20 protein-coding genes are annotated in these 21,632 nt (G+C 61.6%); 13 read left to right on the plus strand and 7 right to left on the minus strand.

Annotated features, from left to right (window positions below; genetic code table 11):
* The first annotated feature begins 86 nt into the window (after window positions 1–86).
* Both EKO19_RS39795 and EKO19_RS09445 read left to right on the plus strand, forming a co-directional pair.
* Entirely contained in the window at window positions 87–329 is a 243-nt protein-coding gene (locus EKO19_RS39795) for a DUF1272 domain-containing protein (RefSeq protein WP_129776184.1), read from the plus strand.
* A 38-nt stretch (window positions 330–367) separates the two neighbouring features.
* Window positions 368–1,156: an AAA family ATPase gene (locus tag EKO19_RS09445; protein WP_217705229.1), complete on the plus strand. Its 789-nt coding sequence runs from the start codon at window positions 368–370 to the stop codon at window positions 1,154–1,156.
* Here EKO19_RS09445 and EKO19_RS09450 read toward each other — a convergent pair.
* The gene (locus EKO19_RS09450) at window positions 1,089–1,625 is read right to left on the minus strand and encodes a hypothetical protein (RefSeq protein WP_157995190.1); all 537 of its coding nucleotides are present in this window, start codon (window positions 1,623–1,625) and stop codon (window positions 1,089–1,091) included. The two genes, EKO19_RS09445 and EKO19_RS09450, sit on opposite strands and share 68 nt — an antisense overlap.
* Window positions 1,626–1,811: 186 nt before the next feature.
* Between EKO19_RS09450 and EKO19_RS09455 the strand changes: the two genes are divergently transcribed.
* The 3 genes from EKO19_RS09455 to EKO19_RS09465 all read left to right on the plus strand — a co-directional run bounded on the left by EKO19_RS09455 (window position 1,812) and on the right by EKO19_RS09465 (window position 8,929).
* The gene (locus EKO19_RS09455; RefSeq protein ID WP_157995191.1) at window positions 1,812–2,288 is read left to right on the plus strand and encodes a LytTR family DNA-binding domain-containing protein; all 477 of its coding nucleotides are present in this window, start codon (window positions 1,812–1,814) and stop codon (window positions 2,286–2,288) included.
* Window positions 2,289–2,667: 379 nt separating this feature from the next.
* Window positions 2,668–5,385: a TonB-dependent receptor plug domain-containing protein gene (locus EKO19_RS09460; protein WP_175597006.1), complete on the plus strand. Its 2,718-nt coding sequence runs from the start codon at window positions 2,668–2,670 to the stop codon at window positions 5,383–5,385.
* 268 nt (window positions 5,386–5,653) lie between these two features.
* Window positions 5,654–8,929 carry a S41 family peptidase gene (locus EKO19_RS09465; RefSeq protein WP_129776188.1) on the plus strand — a complete coding sequence of 1,092 codons (3,276 nt, stop codon included), beginning with the start codon at window positions 5,654–5,656 and terminating at the stop codon, window positions 8,927–8,929.
* Between the two features lie 32 nt (window positions 8,930–8,961).
* Here EKO19_RS09465 and EKO19_RS09470 read toward each other — a convergent pair whose 3' ends face one another.
* The gene (locus EKO19_RS09470) at window positions 8,962–9,477 is read right to left on the minus strand and encodes a DUF1697 domain-containing protein (protein WP_129776189.1); all 516 of its coding nucleotides are present in this window, start codon (window positions 9,475–9,477) and stop codon (window positions 8,962–8,964) included.
* Window positions 9,478–9,586: 109 nt separating this feature from the next.
* Here EKO19_RS09470 and EKO19_RS09475 point away from each other — a divergent pair, with 109 nt between their 5' ends.
* Window positions 9,587–9,853, plus strand: coding sequence for a hypothetical protein (locus EKO19_RS09475; protein WP_129776190.1), 267 nt, complete (start codon window positions 9,587–9,589; stop codon window positions 9,851–9,853).
* 123 nt (window positions 9,854–9,976) lie between these two features.
* Here EKO19_RS09475 and EKO19_RS09480 read toward each other — a convergent pair whose 3' ends face one another.
* Entirely contained in the window at window positions 9,977–10,462 is a 486-nt protein-coding gene (locus tag EKO19_RS09480; RefSeq protein WP_129776191.1) for a DUF2938 domain-containing protein, read from the minus strand.
* 208 nt (window positions 10,463–10,670) lie between these two features.
* On the opposite strand from EKO19_RS09480, the gene EKO19_RS09485 reads away from it, so the two are divergent.
* Window positions 10,671–11,204 carry a hypothetical protein gene (locus EKO19_RS09485; protein WP_129776192.1) on the plus strand — a complete coding sequence of 178 codons (534 nt, stop codon included), beginning with the start codon at window positions 10,671–10,673 and terminating at the stop codon, window positions 11,202–11,204.
* A gap of 179 nt (window positions 11,205–11,383) precedes the next feature.
* The gene (locus EKO19_RS09490) at window positions 11,384–11,791 is read left to right on the plus strand and encodes a hypothetical protein (protein ID WP_129776193.1); all 408 of its coding nucleotides are present in this window, start codon (window positions 11,384–11,386) and stop codon (window positions 11,789–11,791) included.
* On the opposite strand, the gene EKO19_RS39800 is transcribed toward EKO19_RS09490, so the two are convergent.
* Both EKO19_RS39800 and EKO19_RS09500 read right to left on the minus strand, forming a co-directional pair.
* Entirely contained in the window at window positions 11,788–12,144 is a 357-nt protein-coding gene (locus tag EKO19_RS39800; RefSeq protein WP_129776194.1) for a type II toxin-antitoxin system RelE/ParE family toxin, read from the minus strand. The genes EKO19_RS09490 and EKO19_RS39800 overlap by 4 nt on opposite strands.
* Window positions 12,141–12,368 (minus strand): addiction module protein, encoded by a 228-nt coding sequence (locus EKO19_RS09500; RefSeq protein WP_129776195.1) that lies wholly within the window; start codon window positions 12,366–12,368, stop codon window positions 12,141–12,143. Before EKO19_RS09500 ends, EKO19_RS39800 begins: the two co-directional genes overlap by 4 nt.
* Window positions 12,369–12,530: 162 nt before the next feature.
* On the opposite strand from EKO19_RS09500, the gene EKO19_RS09505 reads away from it, so the two are divergent.
* The 5 genes from EKO19_RS09505 (at window position 12,531) to EKO19_RS09520 (ending at window position 15,285) form a co-directional block, all read left to right on the plus strand.
* Window positions 12,531–12,869, plus strand: coding sequence for a barstar family protein (locus EKO19_RS09505; RefSeq protein ID WP_129776196.1), 339 nt, complete (start codon window positions 12,531–12,533; stop codon window positions 12,867–12,869).
* Window positions 12,870–12,959: 90 nt separating this feature from the next.
* On the plus strand, window positions 12,960–13,160 hold the full coding sequence (locus EKO19_RS38580; RefSeq protein WP_175597007.1) for a hypothetical protein: 201 nt from the start codon (window positions 12,960–12,962) through the stop codon (window positions 13,158–13,160).
* A gap of 153 nt (window positions 13,161–13,313) precedes the next feature.
* The gene (locus EKO19_RS09510) at window positions 13,314–14,087 is read left to right on the plus strand and encodes an SDR family oxidoreductase (RefSeq protein ID WP_129776197.1); all 774 of its coding nucleotides are present in this window, start codon (window positions 13,314–13,316) and stop codon (window positions 14,085–14,087) included.
* Window positions 14,088–14,121: 34 nt separating this feature from the next.
* The gene (locus EKO19_RS09515) at window positions 14,122–14,370 is read left to right on the plus strand and encodes a hypothetical protein (RefSeq protein ID WP_129776198.1); all 249 of its coding nucleotides are present in this window, start codon (window positions 14,122–14,124) and stop codon (window positions 14,368–14,370) included.
* A 9-nt stretch (window positions 14,371–14,379) separates the two neighbouring features.
* Complete coding sequence (locus EKO19_RS09520; RefSeq protein ID WP_129776199.1) at window positions 14,380–15,285, plus strand: LysR family transcriptional regulator; 906 nt, start codon at window positions 14,380–14,382, stop codon at window positions 15,283–15,285.
* Window positions 15,286–15,331: 46 nt separating this feature from the next.
* Here EKO19_RS09520 and EKO19_RS09525 read toward each other — a convergent pair whose 3' ends face one another.
* Together EKO19_RS09525 and gltB are read right to left on the minus strand one after the other, a co-directional pair.
* Window positions 15,332–16,816 (minus strand): glutamate synthase subunit beta, encoded by a 1,485-nt coding sequence (locus tag EKO19_RS09525; protein WP_129776200.1) that lies wholly within the window; start codon window positions 16,814–16,816, stop codon window positions 15,332–15,334.
* A 6-nt stretch (window positions 16,817–16,822) separates the two neighbouring features.
* Entirely contained in the window at window positions 16,823–21,478 is a 4,656-nt protein-coding gene (gene gltB, locus EKO19_RS09530; protein ID WP_129776201.1) for a glutamate synthase large subunit, read from the minus strand.
* Window positions 21,479–21,632 lie beyond the last annotated feature (154 nt).

Consider the following 21,632-nt stretch of genomic DNA (forward strand, 5'->3'; position numbering starts at 1 on the left):
GTGGCCGTAATTGATCGTCCCTGGTCCGCGACGCAGCGGCGCGCTATCGCGATCAGGGGTACCTTACGCAGACCAAGGAGTGCGTCATGCTGCAACTCAGGCCCAATTGTGAATGCTGTAACGTCGATCTGCCACCCGACTCGACGTCGGCACTGATCTGCACGTTCGAGTGCGCCTTCTGCGCTGACTGCGCCGGGCAACGACTGGAGGGCATGTGTCCGAACTGCGGCGGGGAGCTCGTGCGCCGCCCGCGACGGCCGGCCGACAAGCTTGCGAAGTATCCGGCTTCGACCGAGCGGATAATCAAAGCGGCGGGGTGCCGGAAGTAACGAACAATGATAGAAATGCCATGCGAAATTGAAATCTCATGCACATGGCGAAAACCTCCAAAACGCCGGTCGTCCACCAGACGCCGGGCAGTCCGTTTCTCAATCGCATCTCGTTGCACTCAGACAGAGTGCAGCCAGGCGTGCACCCGTTCACGATCCCACTGTTGAATCAGAAGCTCGATCTGAAACTCACCACGCCTGTCACCTTTCTGGTCGGCGAGAATGGTTCGGGAAAGTCGACGCTGCTGGAAGCGTTGGCGTGGGCGTTGGGCTTCAATGCACAGGGAGGTAACAAGGACAACTCTTACGCCGAGGGTGCGGACGGTCACGCGCTGGGTCGTGCGCTGGCGCTCAGCTGGCGGCAGAAAGTGACCGACGGTTTCTTCCTGAGAGCCGAAACCTTTTTCAACTTCGCCACCTATCTGGAAGAGGTCGGCAGCTCCTTTCGAGCTTATGGCGGCAAATCTTTCCACGAGCAATCTCATGGCGAGGGCTTCCTGGCCCTGTTCGAGAATCGCATGGAAGATGGGGTGTATCTGCTCGACGAACCGGAAGCCGCGCTGTCGCCAGGACGTCAGCTCACATTCCTGAGCATTCTTTATCAGCTCGCGTCAATGAAAGTGGCGCAGTTCGTCATCGCCACGCATTCACCGATTCTTCTCACCCTGCCTGGGGCCACGATCTTCAGCATCGAGGAAGGCCAGCTGCGTGAAGTCGGCTATCGCGAGACCGAGCATTACAAATTGACTCGCGACTTTCTCAACGCTCCGGAGCGGTTTCATCGCGCTCTTTTCCGGGCCGAGAACGATCCGGACGAGGGCGAGTGACCTTGGGGCCGGTCGCGCACTCGGCGGACAGCTGCGTCTCACGCGCCATGCGCGCGGCTCGATCCATGCCTTGTGAGCTGAGCACGCATAAATAAGTAATGAACATCGCCGGCAGCAGCGCGAAGGCGATGGCCTGCCAGCCCTTCTTGATCTTGACCCGGCCATAGACCTTGCGACCCGGCGGTGGATAGCGACGAGTCGCGAAGGTTTCCATCGACTGACGAGCCGTGAGCAGCACGATCATGATCGCCGCGGCCAGTGGAGCACCCACGAACGCGCTGTAAATCAGGATGGTGGAACCGGAGATGCCGAAGATGGCTTCGCAGGCCGCGCCGGCGGAGAACGAGTGGAAGCGAGGCAGCACCCACCAATACAGAGCCGCCCCCAGCAGCGCGCCGAGCACACCATGCGCGAGCAACCGACGCCGGCGCTCCTTGGGGGAATATTGAGGTGCAAACTCCGGCTCCATGGGGCGCGAACCTTCCGGCAGCACGGCTGCGGTGTCAAGACCCGGTCAGTGGGGCAAAGGCCGCAAATATCGAGTTCCGGCACCGTCCCGACGCTGCCGGAGGAGCGCGCGAATTCACTCAACCGCAATGACGAATCCGATCGGCCCTCTCCGGAGTTTCAGTGGTGTCCCTGTATCCGAGCGTGCATGAAGTTGAAGTATCAGGCCAGTGCGGAGCAAACGAGCGAGCATCCAGGCCTGCGTGAGCTGGTGGTGCGCTCGTTGACACCCGACGTCAATGAAGCGGCTGTGCCGTCAATCGACACGGAGTCGCGACCGTCGCTGCGCAGCCCGCGATTGATCGGTGAGCGCGCGCATCGCTTTCATTTTCTCGACACGTCGTCCATCGACTACCTGCAGGTCGATGGCAACTACGTCACCATCCACGTCGGCGAAGATCGATACCTGACCCGTGCCACACTGAAGTATCTGTCCGATGTGTTGAGCCCCTGCGATTTCATGCGAATCGAGCGTTCGCTGCTGATCAATCTGCGCCAGGTCGACTACATCGAACGGCTCGAGAGCGGCCGCTTTGGATTTCAGCTGCACTGTGGCCGTTACCTCGTTTCGAATCGAGAGCGCAGCGGCGCCATCCTACGATTGCTGAGAAGCGGCGTCTTTTGAGCAACATGCGGCGATCGCTGCAAGACGCGGCCACGCAACGCGCCTGATAGCGGAGCTCACACGCCGCCTGCCGTGGTTCAACCTCGACTTACGCCACTCGTCACGCACACAAGGCGACTCATCCCATTTCATGGCAATGCGTCGACGCGCTCGTCTATCTATCGACACATCCGGTTCGCGGGGGAACCTGTGTGCCGTTGTACGCGCGCCAAAGCCGGCTTCTGCACACAGCAAGGGTCATCCCCGCTGCACAGAGGACAGGTCTATGTCGTACTCGAATGCGCGCGAAGGTTCCTCGCAGTCACGGCTTCCTCGAGTGATCGCTCACTCACTGGGATATACGAGTGCAATCGCGCTCGGGGTCACAGTGGCGATGCCGATGCGGTACGCCGTCGCGGCCGAGGACGAGAATCAGCTCGAAACAGTCGTCGTCACTGGCACGCGTATCCGCCGCACCGACGAAGGAGCGCTGCCGGTTCAATCCATCACCCAGGCACAGATCCAGAGTCAGGGTGTGACGACCTCCGAACAATTTCTACAGACGGTATCGGTGGCCGTGCAAGGAAACACCAACACGGTATCGGCCAGCGGATCCGGCTCGACGACCGGCGGCGTATCGAGCGTCTCTCTGCGCGGCCTGGGTTCACAACGCACACTCGTGCTCATCGACGGGCGTCGTGTCTCCGGCGGCGGCACGATCACGGACAGTACTTCCGTCGACATCAACAGCATTCCACTCGCGGCGGTCGATCGCGTCGAGGTGCTGAAGGAAGGCGCGTCCTCGGTGTATGGCTCCGATGCCATCGCCGGCGTCATCAACTTCGTCCTGCGCAAGAACTATCAAGGCGCGGATGTGAATGCCTACTACGGCGATACCAGCGATGGCGGCGCCGGCGTTTCCAAGGTGAGCGCCGTGCTCGGCTACGGCGATATCAAATCGGATCGTTTCAATGTGATGCTGGTCGGCAGCTGGCAGAAGGAGAAGGCGCTGTTCGGGCGTGAGCGCGCCTTCGCCAGATCCAGTATCAACGAGGGTGCGGAAAACGACACGACATCCGGCAACGCTGTTCCGGCCAACGTGGCATCCGAAGACGGCACGGTCTCCATCAATCCCGGGGCACCGGGTTGCGCGCCGTCGGTATCGGATCCGTTCTTCAGTCCCGATGTGTGTCGCTACGACCCCTCTCCCGAGGTAGCGTTGCTGCCCGAGGCTGAACGTTGGAATGTCTACGGCACGGCACGATACGCAGTCACTCCGACTGTTACCGCGTATCTGGAAGCCTCATACAGCAGTAACTGGATGCAGTTCACCATCCAGCCTGTGCCGCTCTCCGATCAGTTCGCGCTGCCGGAGAACAATCCGCTGTTCAATCTCGATCCCTACAACGGCTTCGCGACCGTGTTGCTGCAACCCTCCAGTCCTTTCTATCCAACCGCGGCTGTCACTGGACAGACCGGCGGTGCCACGCCTGATCTGCTGGTGCGCTATCGCTCGGCCATCACAGGCAATCGCCGCTGGACCGACCAGATCGATCAGCCGCGTTTCGTGCTCGGTATCGGTGGCGATACCGGCGACTGGAATTGGGATGTGGCCGGACTGTATTCCGAAACCAAGCTCACGGAAGATTTCCGGAACGGCGCGCCGGCGTACTCGCAGATCCTGCCGCTGCTCAATAGCGGTCAGGTGAATTTCTTCGGTGAGAACTCCGCCGATGTGCTGTCGGCCGCGGACGCGGCGCAGTTCCGGGGCCAGGCGTACGAGACCAAGACGAGTATCGAAGGCATCGCCGCCAGCGTCACGCACGATCTGGTCAAGATGAAAGCCGGTCCCCTGGCGCTGGCGCTCGGCATGGAATATCGCAAGGAGAAGTTCGAAACCAACCCCAGCGCGGCGATTCAATCGGGCGATATTTCCTCGTATGGCGGCAACTTCTTCCCCATCGATCAAAGTCGCGATGTGTACGCGGCGTTCGCGGAGTTGAACATCCCGATCGTGCAGTCGCTGGAAGCGAACCTCGCCGTGCGCTACGACGATTATCAAGGCACGGGCAGCAAGACCGTACCGAAGATCAGCGTTCGTTGGCGACCGACGGATTGGATGCTGCTGCGTGGCTCGGCTGGCAGGGGCTTCCGGGCGCCCAGCCTGTCGGAATTGTGGCAACCGCAAGTGACGGGCGTATCGGCCGCGGGTCTCAACGATCCCGCGCGCTGCGGCGTGGCCGACGCCAACGGCGTCGTCAATCAGGATTCGCGAGATTGCGCGACCCAGTTCCCGATCACGCTCGGCGGCAATCCCGATCTGAAACCCGAGGAGTCGGACAACTACACGCTCGGCGTCGTGTTCGAGCCTTCCCAGAACTACTCCTTCGGCTTCGACGGCTTCTACGTGAAACTGAAGGACACGATCATCTTTGGCGTGGCGCCGACGGCGATCCTCGCCGATGTCGACCGTTTCGGCAGCCTGGTCACGCGCGGCGCGCCGGAGGCGGCGACGCCGGGCTTGCCTGGACGCATCGTCAACATCGATCAGATCAATCTGAATTTCGGCGAAACCCGGGTGTCGGGTGTCGATGCCGATTTCCGGGCGCGCTTCGACATCGGTCGCGCCGGCTCGCTCAACGCGTCCATCGTCGGCACCTACTTCACCAAGTATGACGTCCAGAATCCGGACGGCAGTTTCGACAGCATTCTCGGCGAAGTCAGTCCGATCGTGAACGGCGCCGGCGGCGTCATCCCGCGGTGGCATCACTATCTGACGCTCGGTTGGAGCCTCGGCCCGTGGGACGCGACCATCACTCAGAATTTCCAGACCAGCTATCACGACCTGCCGGGCAACTTCCAGGACACCGAGGTGCCCGGATTCAAGGTGCGTGATGTGGCCTCGTATCTGACCCATGACGCGCAGGTGGCTTATCACCTGGAGAATTGGCGTTTCGCGATCGGCGCTCGCAACTTCCTGAACCGCGATCCTCCGTATACAAACGCCGGTGGCCAGAATTTCTTCCAGACCGGCTACGATCCCGGCTACGCCGATCCACGCGGCCGCTTCTGGTATGGCCAGTTGTCCTATTCGTTTGCGGGAGGCGCCGGCCAATAATAGACACGACACGTCCACGTGCCGCTTCATGACGGAGCCGACTTCCGGCGGCACGGGGACCGTGCTGCTGGTCTGGGCCTCACGGCGACAGGCCGCAAATACTCTGGTGCAACCTTTCTTGCCCTACCCTGCGTCTGATTCGAAGCAGGCCGGAGCGCTCGTCGTCGAGCCCTTTGGTCCCCAAATCATGTCTCGCAGATTGCTCTAACAGATAAAAACCGCCGGTGCGACGTGTACAGTCGCGCCACGAACGGACCTCGGAGATTCCATGAAAAAAACCACGATGCTTGCGTCACTCGGTCTCGCGATGGCGCCGTTGGGCCACGCGGCGGACGCGGGCAACACACGAATGCTGTCGAGCCCGGCCGTGCATGGGCAGAACCTGGCCTTCGTTTACGACAATGATATCTGGCTGACCTCTCTGACCGGCGGCAGTGCGCGCCGCTTGACGCAGGCACCCGGCAAAGAATCGGCCTTGCGCTTTTCGCCGGACGGGCAGTGGTTGGCGTTCAGTGCCAACTATGGCGATAACACCGATGTATACGTGATGCCGGCGCAAGGCGGTGAAGCGCGACGCCTCACCTGGCATCCCGGCCGCGATGTGGTGGTCGGGTTCACACCGAACGGACGTGTCCTGTTCTATTCCGAACGCGGCCGATTCGTGGCGCAGGGGACGCAGCTCTATTCAATCCCCGTGACCGGCGGCGTGCCCGAGCGACTCCCGGTACCGCTCGGCACCAAGGCGGCGTTGTCCTCTGACGGACGCACCCTTGCATACATTCCGAATCGCGAAGTGTTCAAGCAATGGAAGAACTACCGCGGTGGCACGCAGAGCCGCGTGTGGTTGATGGACATGGGCGACTACTCGGTGAAGGAAGTGCCCAAGCCAGCGGGCGGCAGCAACGATACCGATCCGATGTGGGTCGGCGGCACGTTGTATTTCAATTCCGACCGCAACGGCGAATTCAATCTGTTTCGCCAGGATGCCAGCGGCGCCGCTCAGCTCACGCAGCTGAAAGATTTCCCCATCACCGATCCGACGTCGGATGGCGCGGGTGTCATCGTATTCGAGCACGCCGGCTATCTGCATCGGCTGGATACCCGCGACAACTCGGTACAGCAGATTCGTATCTCGGCGATTTCCGACCTGGTCGAGACGCGGCCGCGTCTGGCGAGCGATCCGAAATGGATCCGGGAGGCTACAGCCTCTCCCGATCTGAAGCGCATGGCGTTCAATTATCGCGGCGAGATCGTCACGGTGCCGGCGGAGAAGGGTGACGCCCGGCAGCTCACTCGCTCGACCGGCGCGAACGATCACTCGCCGGCCTGGTCGGCCGATGGCAAACAGATCGCATGGTTCTGCGACAGCAGCGGTGAATATGAGCTGCTGGTCGGCGATCAGGACGGCAAAGGCCAGCCGCGTCGTTACAAGCTGGCGGGCGCCGGTTTCTACGATAGCCCGATGTTCTCTCCCGACGGCACTCGCATCGCCTATCGCGACAACAGTCAGTCGCTGTGGGTGACCGAGATGGCGACGGGCAAGAACCTCAAGATCGCGTCCGAGCCGGTTTACTCGCCGCTCAATCTGATGCGAGCCAGCTGGTCGCCGGATTCGCGCTGGCTGGCGTACACGGTGCAGGCGTCGGGCTTGATTCAGACAGTGAATGTCTGGTCGGCGCAGACGGGTCGATCCATTCAGGTGACCGACGGCTTGTCCGAAATGCTCGAGCCGGTGTTCGATCCGAACGGCGAGTTCCTGTATGTGCTGGCGTCCACCGATGCCGGTCCGCTGAAGGATTGGTTCTCGCAGATCAACATCGACACTCCGGTGCGTTACGGACTGTATGCCATCAGCTTGCGGCAGGACGGGCCGAGCGCGGTGCCTCCGCAGAGTGATGAAGTGGATCTCGGTGCATCGTCGAGTGCCACGGCCGAGCCCGAAGACAAGAAGAGCAAGGACAAGGGCAAAGACAAGGATGCCAGTAAGTCGCCGATGGTTCGTATCGATGCCGTCGGTATCGAGGACCGCATCGTCGCGTTGCCGGTGGGCGTCGGCGTGCGCCACGACCTGCGCGTCGGTGCAAGTGGCGAGATCTATTTCATCGAAGGCTCAGGCGCCACGGCGCAGGAAGCCCTTAGCAAGCCCGGCGAGCTGAAGCGCTTCACGCTCGCCAAGCGCGAGCTGAAGACGCTGGCGGGTGGTGTGGACAGCTTCGTCCTGTCGCGCGATGGCAAGCGGATCGGCTATCACGTCGGCCAGGACTGGTTCGTCACGGATGTGGCGGATGAGTTGCCGCCGGGCAAAGGCAAGCTCGCACTTGGCAGCGTCAGTGTACGGGTCGAGCCGCGAGCCGAGTGGTCGCAGATTCTCGATGAGGCCTGGCGCATCAACCGCGACTACTTCTACGCCGCCAACTACCACGGTGCCGACTGGCCGGCGATGCGCGAGAAGTATCGCGCGTTCCTGCCCGATCTCGCCCGACGCAGCGATCTGGATCGCGTGATCGAGATGATGCTGAGTGAGCTGGCGGTGGGTCACAGTTTCCAGACTCCGGGCGACGATCCGTTCAAGCCGGCGAGAATTGGCGTGGGCCTGCTCGGCGTCGACTACACGATCGAGCAGGGGCACTATCGCTTCGGCAAGATTCTGGGGGGATTGAACTGGAATCCCGATCTGCGCTCGCCACTGCGCGCGCCGGGTGTGTACGTCAAGCCGGGCGAATATCTGTTGGCGGTGGACGGCGTCGAGCTGCGCGCGCCGGCCAGTGTGTATTCGTTGTTCGAGAATCGCGTCGATCGGCAAGTGCGCATCACGGTCGGCCCGAGCGCCGACGGCAAAGGTTCGCGCGATGTCATCGTCGTGCCGATCGCCGATGAAACCTCGTTGCGTTACATGGATTGGGTGGAAGGAAACATCCGCTACGTCTCCGAGAAGAGCGGCGGTCGGCTCGCCTACGTGCACGTGCCCGATACGGCGAATGGTGGACACACCATGTTCAAGCGCTATTTCTATCCGCAGTCGGATCGTGCCGGGATCATCCTCGACGAGCGCTTCAACCGCGGCGGTCAGATCGCCGATTACTACATCGACATTCTGCGCCGGCCTCCCATCGCCCATTGGAAGTTGCGTTACGGCGCGGACCTGACGAGCCCGCGCGGCGCCATCCAGGGGCCGAAGATTCTGCTCGCCGATGAGAACGCGGGTTCCGGCGGCGACTTGCTGCCGTGGATGTTCAAACATTTCGAGCTCGGGCCCATCGTCGGCAAGCGGACGTGGGGCGGCCTCGTCGGCATCCTCGGTTACCCGCCGTTGCTGGACGGCGGCGGCATCACGGCGCCGAATATCGCGTTCTGGACCGAGCAGGGCTATGGTGTGGAGAACGAAGGCGTCGCGCCGGATGTGGACGTGGAGCAGTGGCCGCGTGAGGTGAACGCCGGTCGCGATCCGCAGCTCGATCGTGCGATCGAAATCGCGCTGTCGGATCTCGCGAAGAATCCGCCGACTACGCCGAAGGCGCCGCCGTTTCCAGTGCGGGTGAGATAGCCGTCAAGGCTGCGTGACTCCGAGCGTCGGGGTCACGCGGCCGCGCACTTCTTCACAGTGTCCAACGTTCGGGTCGTGATCTCCGTACCGAATGTTTTCTCGATGAGCCGCATGAACTCCGGCGACCCCGGCTGCGGCACGTAAGACACGAGTATTTCCTGGCCCCGCACGGCCAGGATCCTGGCTTCGTTCAGCTGGATCGGCAACGACAGCTTCGCGGTCGGCGCCTTGCGAAGAAACGTCACCACGTGCTTCGATTTCACCGGCAGGCGAAACTCACTGTAGAGATCGGCGGCGATCAGCTCGTTCAACGCCTTCGTCGATCTCACGATGGTCAGGAAGCTGCGATCCAGATGTTCCTGCATCGCCCGCTCCGCCTGACGCGCCAGTGCGGTTGTCGATCGGGAAGGCGAGTCGAATATCACGTTGCCGCTGGAGAGCAGGGTCTTCACATGGGTGAACCCCGCCTTCTCGAAAGCCTTCTTCACCTCGGGCATCTTCGCGTTCATCGGGCTCACGCCCCGCAGGAAGGCGACGTAACGGGGCATGACGGCTCCTGCCAATTGGATCGCCGGATCATAACGATTCCGCGTCGACGCCGCCCGCCCGCGTCGCTTATCCTTCGCTGCAAACATTGACGAACCGACGGGAAGATCGATGTCAGGCGAACCCGAAATCCATTGCCCGAAGTGTTCGTATCGACCCGCCGCCGAAGACCGCTGGGCCTGTCTGCCCGGCTGCGGCACTCAATGGAACACCTTCTGGACCCACGGCGTCTGCCCCGGCTGCGGCCACGCCTGGCAGGACACTCAATGCCTCGCTTGCTTGAAGATCTCACCCCACCGGGCCTGGTATCACTATCCGGATGGGGGCGAGCTGCCGGAGATCGAGGAGGAGAGTGATATTGAGGTGGCTGCTCGATAAAGAAACATACAGACCGAGCACGTCCACTTCTCGGTCTCCCAACGCCAGCTCGAAGGCGATCAACAGATCCTGCTTCTTTTCCAGCGCATAGGTGAGGCGCGGCGCGCGGCCTCGGAGATCGAGCTAACCTGGATAACGGATCATCCATGCCGCAGCCCATAGGCCGAAACCGAAGACTGCGTGCGTGATGAGACTCTGCAGCCGTGCCGAGTTCGGATTCGGCGTGCGCGAGGCTGCGAAGCCGGCGCCCATGCCTGGCTGCATTAGAAGAAATGGCGCGGCGACTGTCGCTATTCCAAATGCCAGCGCAGGTCCGAGTGTTGGCGCGCGAAGCCATTTGAAGCCCACGATCCAGATAAGAGCTGCGGCGAATGCCACGCCGGTGGCGTAATGAACGATCCAGCCAAGGGCTCGCTCGCCCTTGACGGGTGAGGCCGCGGCAATTCGGTCATGGCGAAACCTGCCGTCCGCCATGTGGCCAATCCATCGCCCGACCAGGGTGTAGTCAGGAGCAGGCAAGCCGAGCAAGGGCTTGCGAATCAATCCCCAGGCGTCTGTGACCACGGTCGCGCCGATGCCGAGCAGGAGGATGGAGAGCACGTCGTTCATGGGTCATAGCGTGCCACTTCAAGTCGACTTGAGGTCAAGGGGCGACGATCGGAGTGCGCTTGCGCGATGCCGTCGAGGTCCCCCGGCGAAGTCATTTAGAAATATATCGTTCCGAGGCGTGGGCGGGCCTTGCGGGCCGTCGTTGCGTTGCTGTTCAATTCCCAGGGGTTCTGGGTTTTGATCAATGGAGTGTCAGTAAGGAGGTCTCGTGCGAAGCACAATAGCGGCAGCGACCATTCTCGCGCTCTTGTTTCTAACGACCGCCCAGGCAGATGTCGCACCCTTCGGTGTCCGAATCGGAGTGGCCACGCTCGAAGAGGTTCGATCGGTCGTCGGCAGCAAGACTCGCTTGACCGACGTTGGCATCAACAAATGGAGCGACGGGCCGATGCTCAGGGCCCAGGGGAGTGAACTGGGCATCGAGGGATTGCAGCGGGCAACTTTCATCTTCGACCCGGGCAACAAGCTCGTCGGTGTCTTGTTGAGCTTGCCCAATACCCGGTTCGATTCGATCAAGTCCTCGCTTCAGGAAAAATACAAACTGGTGGATGAGAAGATCCCGTTCGTAGGCAACAAGTCCGCCCGGTTTCGTGACGGGCCCGTCTCGATCGAGGTCAAGGCGCCTCATCTGAGCTTCGATATGGAGGTGAACTACATCCATGCCGAGTTGCAGGCGAAGTTCGATCAGGCTTCGCAAGCCGAGCAGGCCCAGCAGAAGAAAACACAGACGGACTCTTTGTAGAGTCGCAGCCCTGCCGAACCCCCGGGACGTTTCCGCGGAAACGTCCCGGGTTCATTTCCGGCTGATGCACCTTGCTAACTTTGTAACCTGTCGATGGTCCGCACCGCTATCATGCGGGCCTGGCGGCCCGCGACTCACACCCGATGGTTCTGGTTCCGCCCGGTCACGGAGGCAGAGATGTGGATAATCTTCGGTTGGGAGAAGGAACAGAAGCCTCTGGGGGTGGTGGCCACGGCGTACTGTTACGACTGTCGGCGTGCTCGGAATGGCTGGTTTCGAAGGAGGCGGAATGGGTCACCCTGTCGGCCATCCGTGTCTTCCGTTTTATCCTGAAACATCATCTGCACTGTACTGGCTGCAGCGCTGTTTTCCCGCTGAAGCCGGCCGAGTTCAGAACGATCGATCGTCACATGCGGCAGCATGAGTCGATCGACGGAACGGATATTCACGTTTCTTTAGCGAAAAGAATCGAGGCGGAGCAACTGGCCGGGAAGACGCCGCTCCAACTGAAGTTCATCTGTGAGTCCATGGCGGCTCAGAAACAATACAAGGCGGCTATCAAGTCGCAGGACGACCAATCACATTAGAGCCAGGTCGACGTTTCCGCGGAGACGTTCCGGGTGACTTGATATACGGGCCTCTCCTCTTGAACCCGAAAATGCCAATACGCTGGTCGGCGTGAATGATGTGCGACGGCGACGATGAGGATGCCATCCGGCGCGGGGCGGTAAATTACCGCGAACGGAAAGCTGCGAACGAAAACTCGACGTGTATTTTTGGATGCAGGTGAGCCAGAGAAAGGGAATGCAAGAGCTCTTGCTGTCGCCGCTTCTACCGCTTTGGTAAAGCGAGCACCCAGGTCAGGCTCTCGCGTGTGGTAGTACGCGACCTCCGCGAGAAACTCACGCCGGGCGGACGCGACGAATCTCGCACGCTTCATCGTGAGATGCGGCGTGCGTCGGCGAACACATCCTCGGCCGGATACGCGGAGATCTCTCCGCGATCGAAGGCTGCGAGGCGCTGCTCGATTTCCTCGGCCCAGGCTTTTTCGATGTCGGACTGCGGCGAATCGGGTGATTCCAGCAGGGAATTGACCAGCTTCGCGCGATCTTCAGTCGACAATGCGCGAGCTTGCTCCAGGATCTGTTTCAGGGAAGTCGGCATGACTGCGCCTCCACGTTTGAATGATCAGTCTACAAGGATGGGCGGAAATCGGTAGCGATCTCCCGCTTAAAACCAAGATTCAGGGAATCCCCCGGACGGCCGAAGGCGAATCGTCAGAGCGTGGCTCGTTCTAATGAACAGCGACCCCGGGAGAAACTCGAAATGATTGTCACGAGCGTGAAGATCGATTGCGCGCGGATCACCGATTGGCCGTCTTTCCACGCAGTGTTCGCCGAGACGTTCGGGTTTCCGTCCTTCTATGGAAAGAACATCAGCGCCTGGATTGACTGCCTCACCTCCTTGGACGCTCCCGACGACGGCATGACGACATCGCACTGTGCGCCCGGCACGGTGGTCACGTTGCGGCTCGATCATGTTCGGGATTTCCGGCGGCGGTGTCCGGAGCAGTATGCGGCACTCATCGAGTGCTCGGCATTCGTCAACTGGCGACGCAATGAGAGCGATCGCGCGTCCGTGCTTGCGCTGAGCTTTCACGACTAATTGGACTTCAACTACCGGACCAGATAGCGGACACGGAAGCGGTCTTCCGAAGGAGGCTGAAATCAATAAACTGATGATGTATAAGGATTTATGGTTGAAATCAAAGCGGACAAAGAAGCGGACATGGGGGCGGTCGTCGACGATGGCGAAAGCACCTCGCTGATGATGCCTTTGCTGATCGGAGAGGGCGCCCGTCAGCGCGCCGAATTGACCGACCTGGCCATCAAATACCGGTCGCACTCACGCGCCGCGCCGCGGCCTTCGTTGATGGCCCGCACGATCAAGCTCTGACCGCGGCGCCAATTCACCGGCGGGCGAACACGCCTTTCAAGCCAGTCCCGATTGTTCTCGAGTTCTGGATAATCCATCCAGACGCGCCCGGCTGATCGGCAGGCATGTGCAGCCTAGACTGCAGGCCTTTCCGGCGTCGATCAGGAGGGTGTCATGGCCGATCATTCCATCAAGGGCAAAGTCGTTCTCATCGCGGGTGGCGCCAAGAATCTAGGGGGATTGATTGCCCGGGATCTCGCGCGGCAGGGCGCCAAAGCCATCGTCGTGCATTACAACAGCGATAGCACCCGAGCGGATGCGGAAGCCACAGTGGCCGCCGTCGAGGCGGCTGGCGCGCAGGCGGTGGCATTGCAGGGCGACCTGACCCGTGCCGTGGGCATGGAGGAACTGTTCATCGATGCGCTCGCGGCGGTCGGCCGGCCCGATATCGCTATCAACACGGTAGGCAAGGTATTGAAAAAGCCGCTGACCGAGATCAGCGAGGCCGAGTATGACGAGATGGCGGCGGTGAATGCGAAAGCGGCCTTCCTGTTTCTTCAGGAAGCCGGGCGACACGTCAACGATCACGGCAAGATTCTCACTCTCGTGACGTCGTTGCTGGGCGCGTTCACCCCTTTCTATTCCTCGTATGCTGGCACCAAGGCGCCGGTGGAACATTTCACACGCGCGGCCGCCAAAGAGTTCGGCGAGCGTGGTATCTCGGTAAATGCCGTCGGCCCCGGTCCGATGGACACGTCATTCTTCTATCCAGCGGAAGAGGCCAATGCCGTCGCGTATCACAAGACTGCTGCCGCGTTATCGCCGTTCTCCAAGACCGGATTGACCGACATCGAGGATGTAGTGCCCTTCATCCGGCACCTGGTCAGTGACGGTTGGTGGATTACCGGTCAGACCATTCTCATCAACGGCGGTTACACTACGAAGTGAGCCGCCCGCGGCGGAATCGCTTCGGAGAAGTAGCGTGCGTACTTTGATCATCGTCCTGGTGGGGCTGGCCGTCGCGGCCGCGCTGTTGCGCTTCACGCCGGCCGCGCATCGTGTGCTCGCGGTGGGAATTTTCACGGTCGTGTGGCTGGTCGTGACGATATGGAATCTTCGTACCGGCCTGTCGCACGGCTACAGCCTGGCGGAGGAACTACCCATTCACGCGGTGTTGTTCGGTGTTCCCGCGGTGGCCGCTTGGGCGTGGGCCTGGTGGATCGGGCGTTAGCGGCCCACGATGGACAAACTTCATCAGTACCGCATCTTTGTGCAAGTCGCCGAGATGGGGAGCTTCATCAAAGCGGCTCATGCGTTGAATGTGCCGAGGGCCTCGATGTCAGCGGCCGTGCAACAGCTGGAGTCCGCGGTTGGCACGCGATTGCTCCATCGCACTACACGCCAGGTTCGTCTGACCGCGGATGGCGCGCAGTTGCTGGAGCGCGTGCGTGCGTTGCTCGGCGATGCGGATGATATCGAGCAACTGTTCCAGACACGGCAGCGGCAGGTGGCCGGGCGGTTGGTGGTCGATGTCCCCAGTCGAATCGCCCGTCGTTTGATAGCCCCGGCGCTGCCTGCCTTGTTACGCAAGTATCCAAAATTGCAGCTCACGCTTGGATCGACTGATCGCGCCATCGACCTCGTGCAGGAGGGTGTGGACTGCGCCGTCCGAGTTGGCAGTCTCAGCGAAAGCCGAATTGTGGCACGGCCTCTCGGCCGGCTCGCGCTGATCAACTGTGCTAGCCCGGCTTATCTGCATGAACGCGGTATGCCCAAATATCCGAGCGAGCTGCAGGCAGGTCATTGGGCCGTCGGTTATGCATCGGCCAGCAGCGGGCGCGAAGTTCCCTGGGAGTACCGGCAGGGTGACCGTAACGTAGAGATGTCGGTGCCTGCCCGGGTGACGGCTAACAATGCGGAAAGTTACATCGCGTGCTGCCGTGCCGGGCTCGGCTTGATTCAAATCCCGCGCTTCGATGTCCAGTACCTGCTCGATTCGGGCGAGCTCATCGAAGTGATGCCGGCGTATCGTGCCGAGTCCATGGAAATCTCGCTGCTGTACTCACATCGGCGGCAACGCTCGCGGCGGCTGACCGTATTCGTGGAATGGTTCGAGGGATTGATTCGGCCACACCTGGAGCAGTGAGGGTCGGAGGGGATCGGAATCGATCCCCTCGCCAAACACCTGAGAATCAGGGAAGCTCCGTCGACCCCATCAAATAACGATCGCACTCACGCGCAGCGCCGCGGCCTTCGTTGATGGCCCACACGATCAGGCTCTGGCCGCGACGGCAATCGCCGGCGGCGAACACGCCTTTCAAGCTCGTGGTGAACTTGCCGTGGTCGGCCTTCACGTTGCTGCGAGGGTCGGTCTCAACCGCCAGGTCCTTCAGCAGCATCTGCTCGGGGCCGAGGAAGCCCATGGCGAGCAGGACCAGCTGAGCGGGGTAGACTTTCTCCGTGCCTGGCACTTCGACAGGGACGAAGCCGCCCTTGTCATTCTTCTGCCAGCTGATTTGCACAGTAACGACTTCGTTCACAGCACCGTCGGCATCGACGCCGAAACGCTTCACGGTCGTGAGATACGTGCGCGGGTCGGCGCCGAACTTGGCTGCGGCTTCTTCCTGGCCGTAGTCCATCTTGTAGACCTTGGGCCACTCCGGCCAGGGATTGTCGGAAGCGCGATCCATCGGCGGCTGCGCCATGATTTCGATCTGAGTGACGGTCTTGCAGCCTTGGCGCACGGCTGTGCCGACGCAGTCGGTGCCGGTGTCGCCGCCGCCGATGACGATCACGTCTTTACCGCGAGCGTGAATCGGGGCGTGGTCAGCGCCGCCGTTCAACAGCGCCTGGGTGCTACCGGTGAGATATTCCATGGCGAAATGCACGCCCTTGGACGAGCGGCCGTCGACAGGAAGATCTCGCGGCTGGGTAGCGCCGGTGGCGATGACGATGGCGTCGAAGTCCTTACGCAGCAGCTGCGGCTCGACGTTGTCACCGACGTTGGCGTTGCAGATGAACTTGATGCCTTCCTGTTCCATCAACTTCAAGCGACGCTCGACGACTTCTTTCTTATCGAGCTTCATGTTCGGAATGCCGTACATCAGCAAACCGCCCGGACGGTCGGCACGCTCGAGCACAGTCACGTTGTGACCGGCCTTGTTCAGCTGAGCCGCGGCGGCGAGGCCGGCGGGGCCGGAGCCGATGACAGCGACGCGCTTGCCGGTGCGAGTCTTCGGCGGCTCGGGCAGCACCCAGCCTTCTTCCCAGCCGCGATCGACGATCGCGTTCTCGATGGTCTTGATCGTGACGGGAGGATTGTTGATGCCGAGCACGCACGAGCCTTCGCACGGCGCCGGGCACACGCGACCGGTGAACTCGGGGAAGTTGTTGGTCATGTGCAGACGGTCGAGCGCTTCGCGCCACAGCCCGCGATAGACCAGGTCGTTCCATTCCGGAATCACGTTGTTCACCGGACAGCCCGAGGCCATGCCGCTGATCAATTTGCCGGTGTGACAGAACGGCACACCGCAGTCCATGCAACGAGCGGCTTGATTGCGCAGCCGCTTGTCTTCCATGTGGTGATGGAATTCCTTCCAGTCCTTGACGCGCTCCTGCGGAGTGCGATCGACCGGCAGCTCGCGTAGATATTCGATGAATCCTGTTGGCTTACCCATGGCTCTTTAGTTACCTCCCACGCGCGCCGTGTCCTTGGCGTTCTCTTCGAACGCGACCATGATCGCGTCGTCGCCGGTGAGGCCTTGTTCGTGGGCGCGGGCGATACAGGCCAGCATGCGCTTGTAGTCACGCGGCAGCACACGGACGAACTTCTTCACCATGTCATCCCAGTTATCGAGCACCTGCCGGGCGCGGGCGCTCTTCGTATAGCCGTAGTGACGCTCGATCATCGCGCCGACCGCGGCGATTTCTTCCGGCTCCTCCAGCGGGCCGACATCGACCATTTCTTTGTTGACCTTGGTGTGGAAGTCGCCGTGCTCGTCGAGCACGTACGCCACACCACCGGACATGCCGGCGCCGAAGTTGCGGCCGGCGGGTCCAAGCACGATCACACGACCGCCGGTCATGTACTCGCAGCCGTGATCGCCGACAGCCTCGACGACAGCGTGCACGCCGCTGTTACGAACGCAGAAACGTTCGCCGGCCATGCCGCCGATGTAGGCCTCACCGCTGGTTGCGCCGTACAGCGCGACGTTGCCGATGATGATGTTCTCGTAGGAAACAAACGTCGAACCGGCCGGCGGGAACAGCACGAGCTTGCCGCCCGAGAGGCCCTTGCCGAGATAGTCGTTGGCGTCGCCTTCCAGCGAGAAAGTCATGCCCCGCGGCAGGAATGCGCCGAAGCTCTGGCCGGCCGATCCCTTGAAGCGGATCTTGATCGTGTCTTCAGGCAACCCGGCGGCGCCGTACTTGCGAGTGATCTCGCTGCCGGTGATGGTGCCGGCCACGCGATTCACGTTGCGAATCGACAGCTCGGCCTCGACTTTCTCGCCACGCTCGATCGCAGGCTTGCAGATCTCGAGCAGCTGAGTGAGGTCCAGCGATTTCTCCAGGCCGTGATCCTGCTCCATCTGTTTGAAGCGCGGCGTACCGTCGCTCGAATCCGGCGTGTACAGCAGGTTGCTGAAATCCAGACCGCGAGCCTTCCAGTGATTCACAGCCTTGCGCGGCTCGAGGCGATCGACGCGGCCGATCATTTCCTCGATGGTGCGGAAGCCGAGCTGCGCCATGAGCTCGCGCATTTCCATGGCGATGAAGCGCATGAAATTGACGACGTGCTCCGGCTTGCCCGCGAACTTCTCGCGCAGACGCGGATCCTGAGTCGCGATGCCGGCGGGGCAGGTGTTCAAGTGACAGACGCGCATCATGATGCAGCCCGTCGCCACCAGCGGCGCTGTCGCGAAGCCATACTCTTCGGCGCCGAGCAGAGCGGCGACGATCACGTCACGGCCCGTTTTCAGCTGACCGTCGGTTTCGACCGCGATACGGCTACGCAGATTGTTCATCACCAGCGTCTGGTGAGTCTCGGCGAGGCCGAGCTCCCACGGCAGACCGGCGTGAGCAAGCGACGTTTGCGGAGACGCGCCCGTGCCACCATCGTGACCGCTGACGAGCACCACGTCCGCGTGCGCCTTCGCGACGCCCGCAGCGACCGTTCCGACGCCCACTTCCGCCACCAGCTTGACGCTGATGCGAGCGCGACGGTTCGCATTCTTCAAGTCATGAATCAGCTCGGCGAGATCTTCGATCGAGTAGATGTCATGGTGCGGCGGCGGCGAAATCAAACCGACGCCCGCGGTGGTGTGACGAGTCTTGGCGATCCACGGATACACCTTGGTGCCCGGCAGCTGACCGCCTTCACCCGGCTTCGCGCCTTGCGCCATCTTGATCTGGATCTCGTTGGCGCTGACCAGATATTCGCTGGTCACACCGAAGCGGCCCGAGGCGACCTGTTTGATCGCCGAGTTCTTCGAATCGCCATTGGGCAGCGGCTTGAAGCGCGACGGATCTTCGCCACCTTCGCCGGTGTTGCTCTTGCCACCGATACGATTCATGGCGATCGCCAGCGTCTCGTGCGCTTCCTGGCTGATCGAGCCGTACGACATCGCACCGGTCTTGAAGCGCTTCATGATGGCTTCGATGGGCTCGACTTCCTCGAGCGGCACGGCGTCGCCGAGCTTGAAGTCCAACAGGCCGCGCAGGGTGCACAGGTTGGTCGCCTGCTCGTTGATCAGCTTCGAGTATTCCTTGAACTGGTTGAAGTTGTCGTTGCGGACGGACTTCTGCAGCCGATGGATCGACTCGGGATTGAACAGGTGATATTCGCCGTCCGCGCGCCACTGATACTGGCCGCCGACGGGCAGCGTGTGGCGATCGGTCGGGCGTTCCGGGAACGCGGCGCGGTGACGCACCAGGACTTCCTGCGCGATCACGTCCATGCCGATGCCGCCGACGCGCGACGCCGTCCAGGTGAAGTATTCGTCGATCACGTCCTGACGCAGACCGACCGCTTCGAACACCTGAGCGCCGCGATAGCTCTGGATGGCGGAGATGCCCATCTTGGCCATCACCTTGATGATGCCCTTGGTCGCGGCCTTCACCAGGTTCTTGCAGGCGGTCTTGTGATCGATGTTGACCAGGCGGTCATCGCGGATCATGCCGTCGATGGTTTCGAACGCGACGTAAGGATTGATCGCGCTGACGCCATAGCCGATCAGCAACGCGAAGTGATGCACCTCGCGCGCTTCACCGGTTTCGATCACGAGGCTGACGCGCGTGCGCAGGCCTTCGCGAATCAAATAGTGATGCAGGCCGGCGACCGCGAGCAGCGCCGGGATGGGCGCGAACTCTTTGTTCACACCGCGATCGCTCAAGATGAGGACGTTCACTTCCTCTTCCTCGATCATGCGGCGGGCCATCAGCCGGATTTCTTCCATCGACTTCACCAGGCCCTTCTCGCCGCGGGTCACGCGGAACAGGCTCGGCAGCACGCCGACGCGCAGGCCCGGCAAATCCATCCGGCGCACCTTGGCGAATTCTTCGTTGGTGAGAATCGGCCACTTCAATTCCAGACGACGGCAATCGGCAGGCTGCGGATTCAGCAAGTTGCCTTCCGAGCCCAGGCGCGTTTCGGCCGAAGTGATGATCTCTTCGCGGATACTGTCGATCGGCGGGTTGGTGACTTGCGCGAACAGCTGCTTGAAATAGTCGTACAGCAGGCGCGGCTTGTTCGACAGCACCGCGAGCGGCGTGTCGTTGCCCATCGAACCGACTGCCTCGACACCGCTCTGAGCCATCGGCGTCAGGATGATGCGCTCGTCTTCGAAGGTGTAGCCGAACGCGATCTGACGTTGCAGCAGCGTGTCGTGATCCGGCGCCGGCACTTCAGGCGCGGTCGGCAGATCGTTGACGTGCACCAGATGATCGTTCAGCCACTGCCGGTACGGACGCTCGGTGGTGACGGCCTTCTTGATCTCTTCGTCTTCGACGATGCGGCCTTGCTCGGTGTCCACCAGGAACATGCGGCCCGGCTGCAAACGGCCCTTCTGCAAGATGGTTTCCGGTGCGATGTCGAGCACGCCCGCTTCGGACGCCATCACGACCAGGCCGTCCTTGGTCACGTAGTAACGGGAAGGACGCAAACCATTGCGGTCAAGTACCGCGCCAATCGATTTACCGTCAGTGAAGGCGATGGCGGCGGGGCCATCCCACGGTTCCATCACCGAGGAGTGATATTGGTAGAACGCGCGCTTGTTGTCGTCCATGGTTTGATGATTCGACCAAGGCTCGGGAATCATCATCATCATGGCGTGCGGCAGCGAACGGCCCGCCAGCACCAGCAGCTCGAGCGTGTTGTCGAACATCGCCGAGTCGCTGCCGTTCGGATTGATGATCGGCAGGATCTGTTCCATGTCGTCGCCGAACGCTTCGGACTGGAACAGCGCTTCGCGCGCGTGCATCCAGTTCGCGTTGCCACGGACGGTGTTGATCTCGCCGTTGTGAGCGACGTAACGGTACGGATGGGCGCGATCCCAGCTCGGGAACGTGTTGGTGCTGAAGCGCGAATGCACCAGCGCGATCGCCGTCTCCATCGTCGGATCCTGCAGATCCGGGAAGTAGGAGCCGAGCTGTTCGGTAAGCAGCATGCCCTTATAGACAAGTGTCTTATAGGACAGGCTGGCAACGTACCAGGATGCCGCACCTTCCATCGTCGAAGTGCGAATCTCGGTATAGGCGCGCTTACGGATCACGTAGAGCTTGCGCTCGAACGCCAGCGCGTCGGGCAGACTGGGATTTCTGGCGACGAACACCTGCCGCATATACGGCTCGCAGGATTTCGCGGTGTCGCCGAGCGAAGAGTTGTTGGTCGGGACCGTGCGCCAGCCGAGGACAGTCTGTCCCTCCGACTGCACGATCTGCTCGAAGCGTTCCTCGATGCGCCGACGCAGTGTGGGATTACGCGGCAAGAACACGATGCCGCAGCCGTAGTGCTCGGGCTCGGGCAACTCGATGCGCGACTTTTTCGCGGCCGCCACCAGGAACTGATGCGGCATCTGGAGCAGCACGCCGGCGCCGTCGCCGGTGTTGGTCTCGGCACCGCAGGCGCCGCGGTGATCCAGATTAGTCAGGACCTGCAGGCCCTGTTGCAGAATCCTGTGCGATTTTCGGCCTTTAATATCTACGACAAAGCCGACGCCGCAGGCGTCATGCTCATAAGCGGGATCGTACAGACCCTGCTTGGCTGGACGGGTGGTTCGCCCCTTCAGGGCGACCTCGTTCGCGGCCCCTTCCTTGGAGGCCCGCTCAGTGCCGTTACTCATATTGGCCTACCGTTACCATCTTCGGGAAATTCGCATCTGGCCAAGCATCGCCTGCGAGCGACGGGCATGGCCAGGGCCGCACTTCGAGCCCACCTCGTGGACAGCAGCGTACGTTGCTGCATCCCAAGCGGAGCGCCCGGCGCGGGACCGTCGC

It is taken from the genome of Peristeroidobacter soli (assembly GCF_004138485.1).
In the GTDB taxonomy this organism is placed as follows: Bacteria; Pseudomonadota; Gammaproteobacteria; order Steroidobacterales; family Steroidobacteraceae; genus Steroidobacter; species Steroidobacter soli.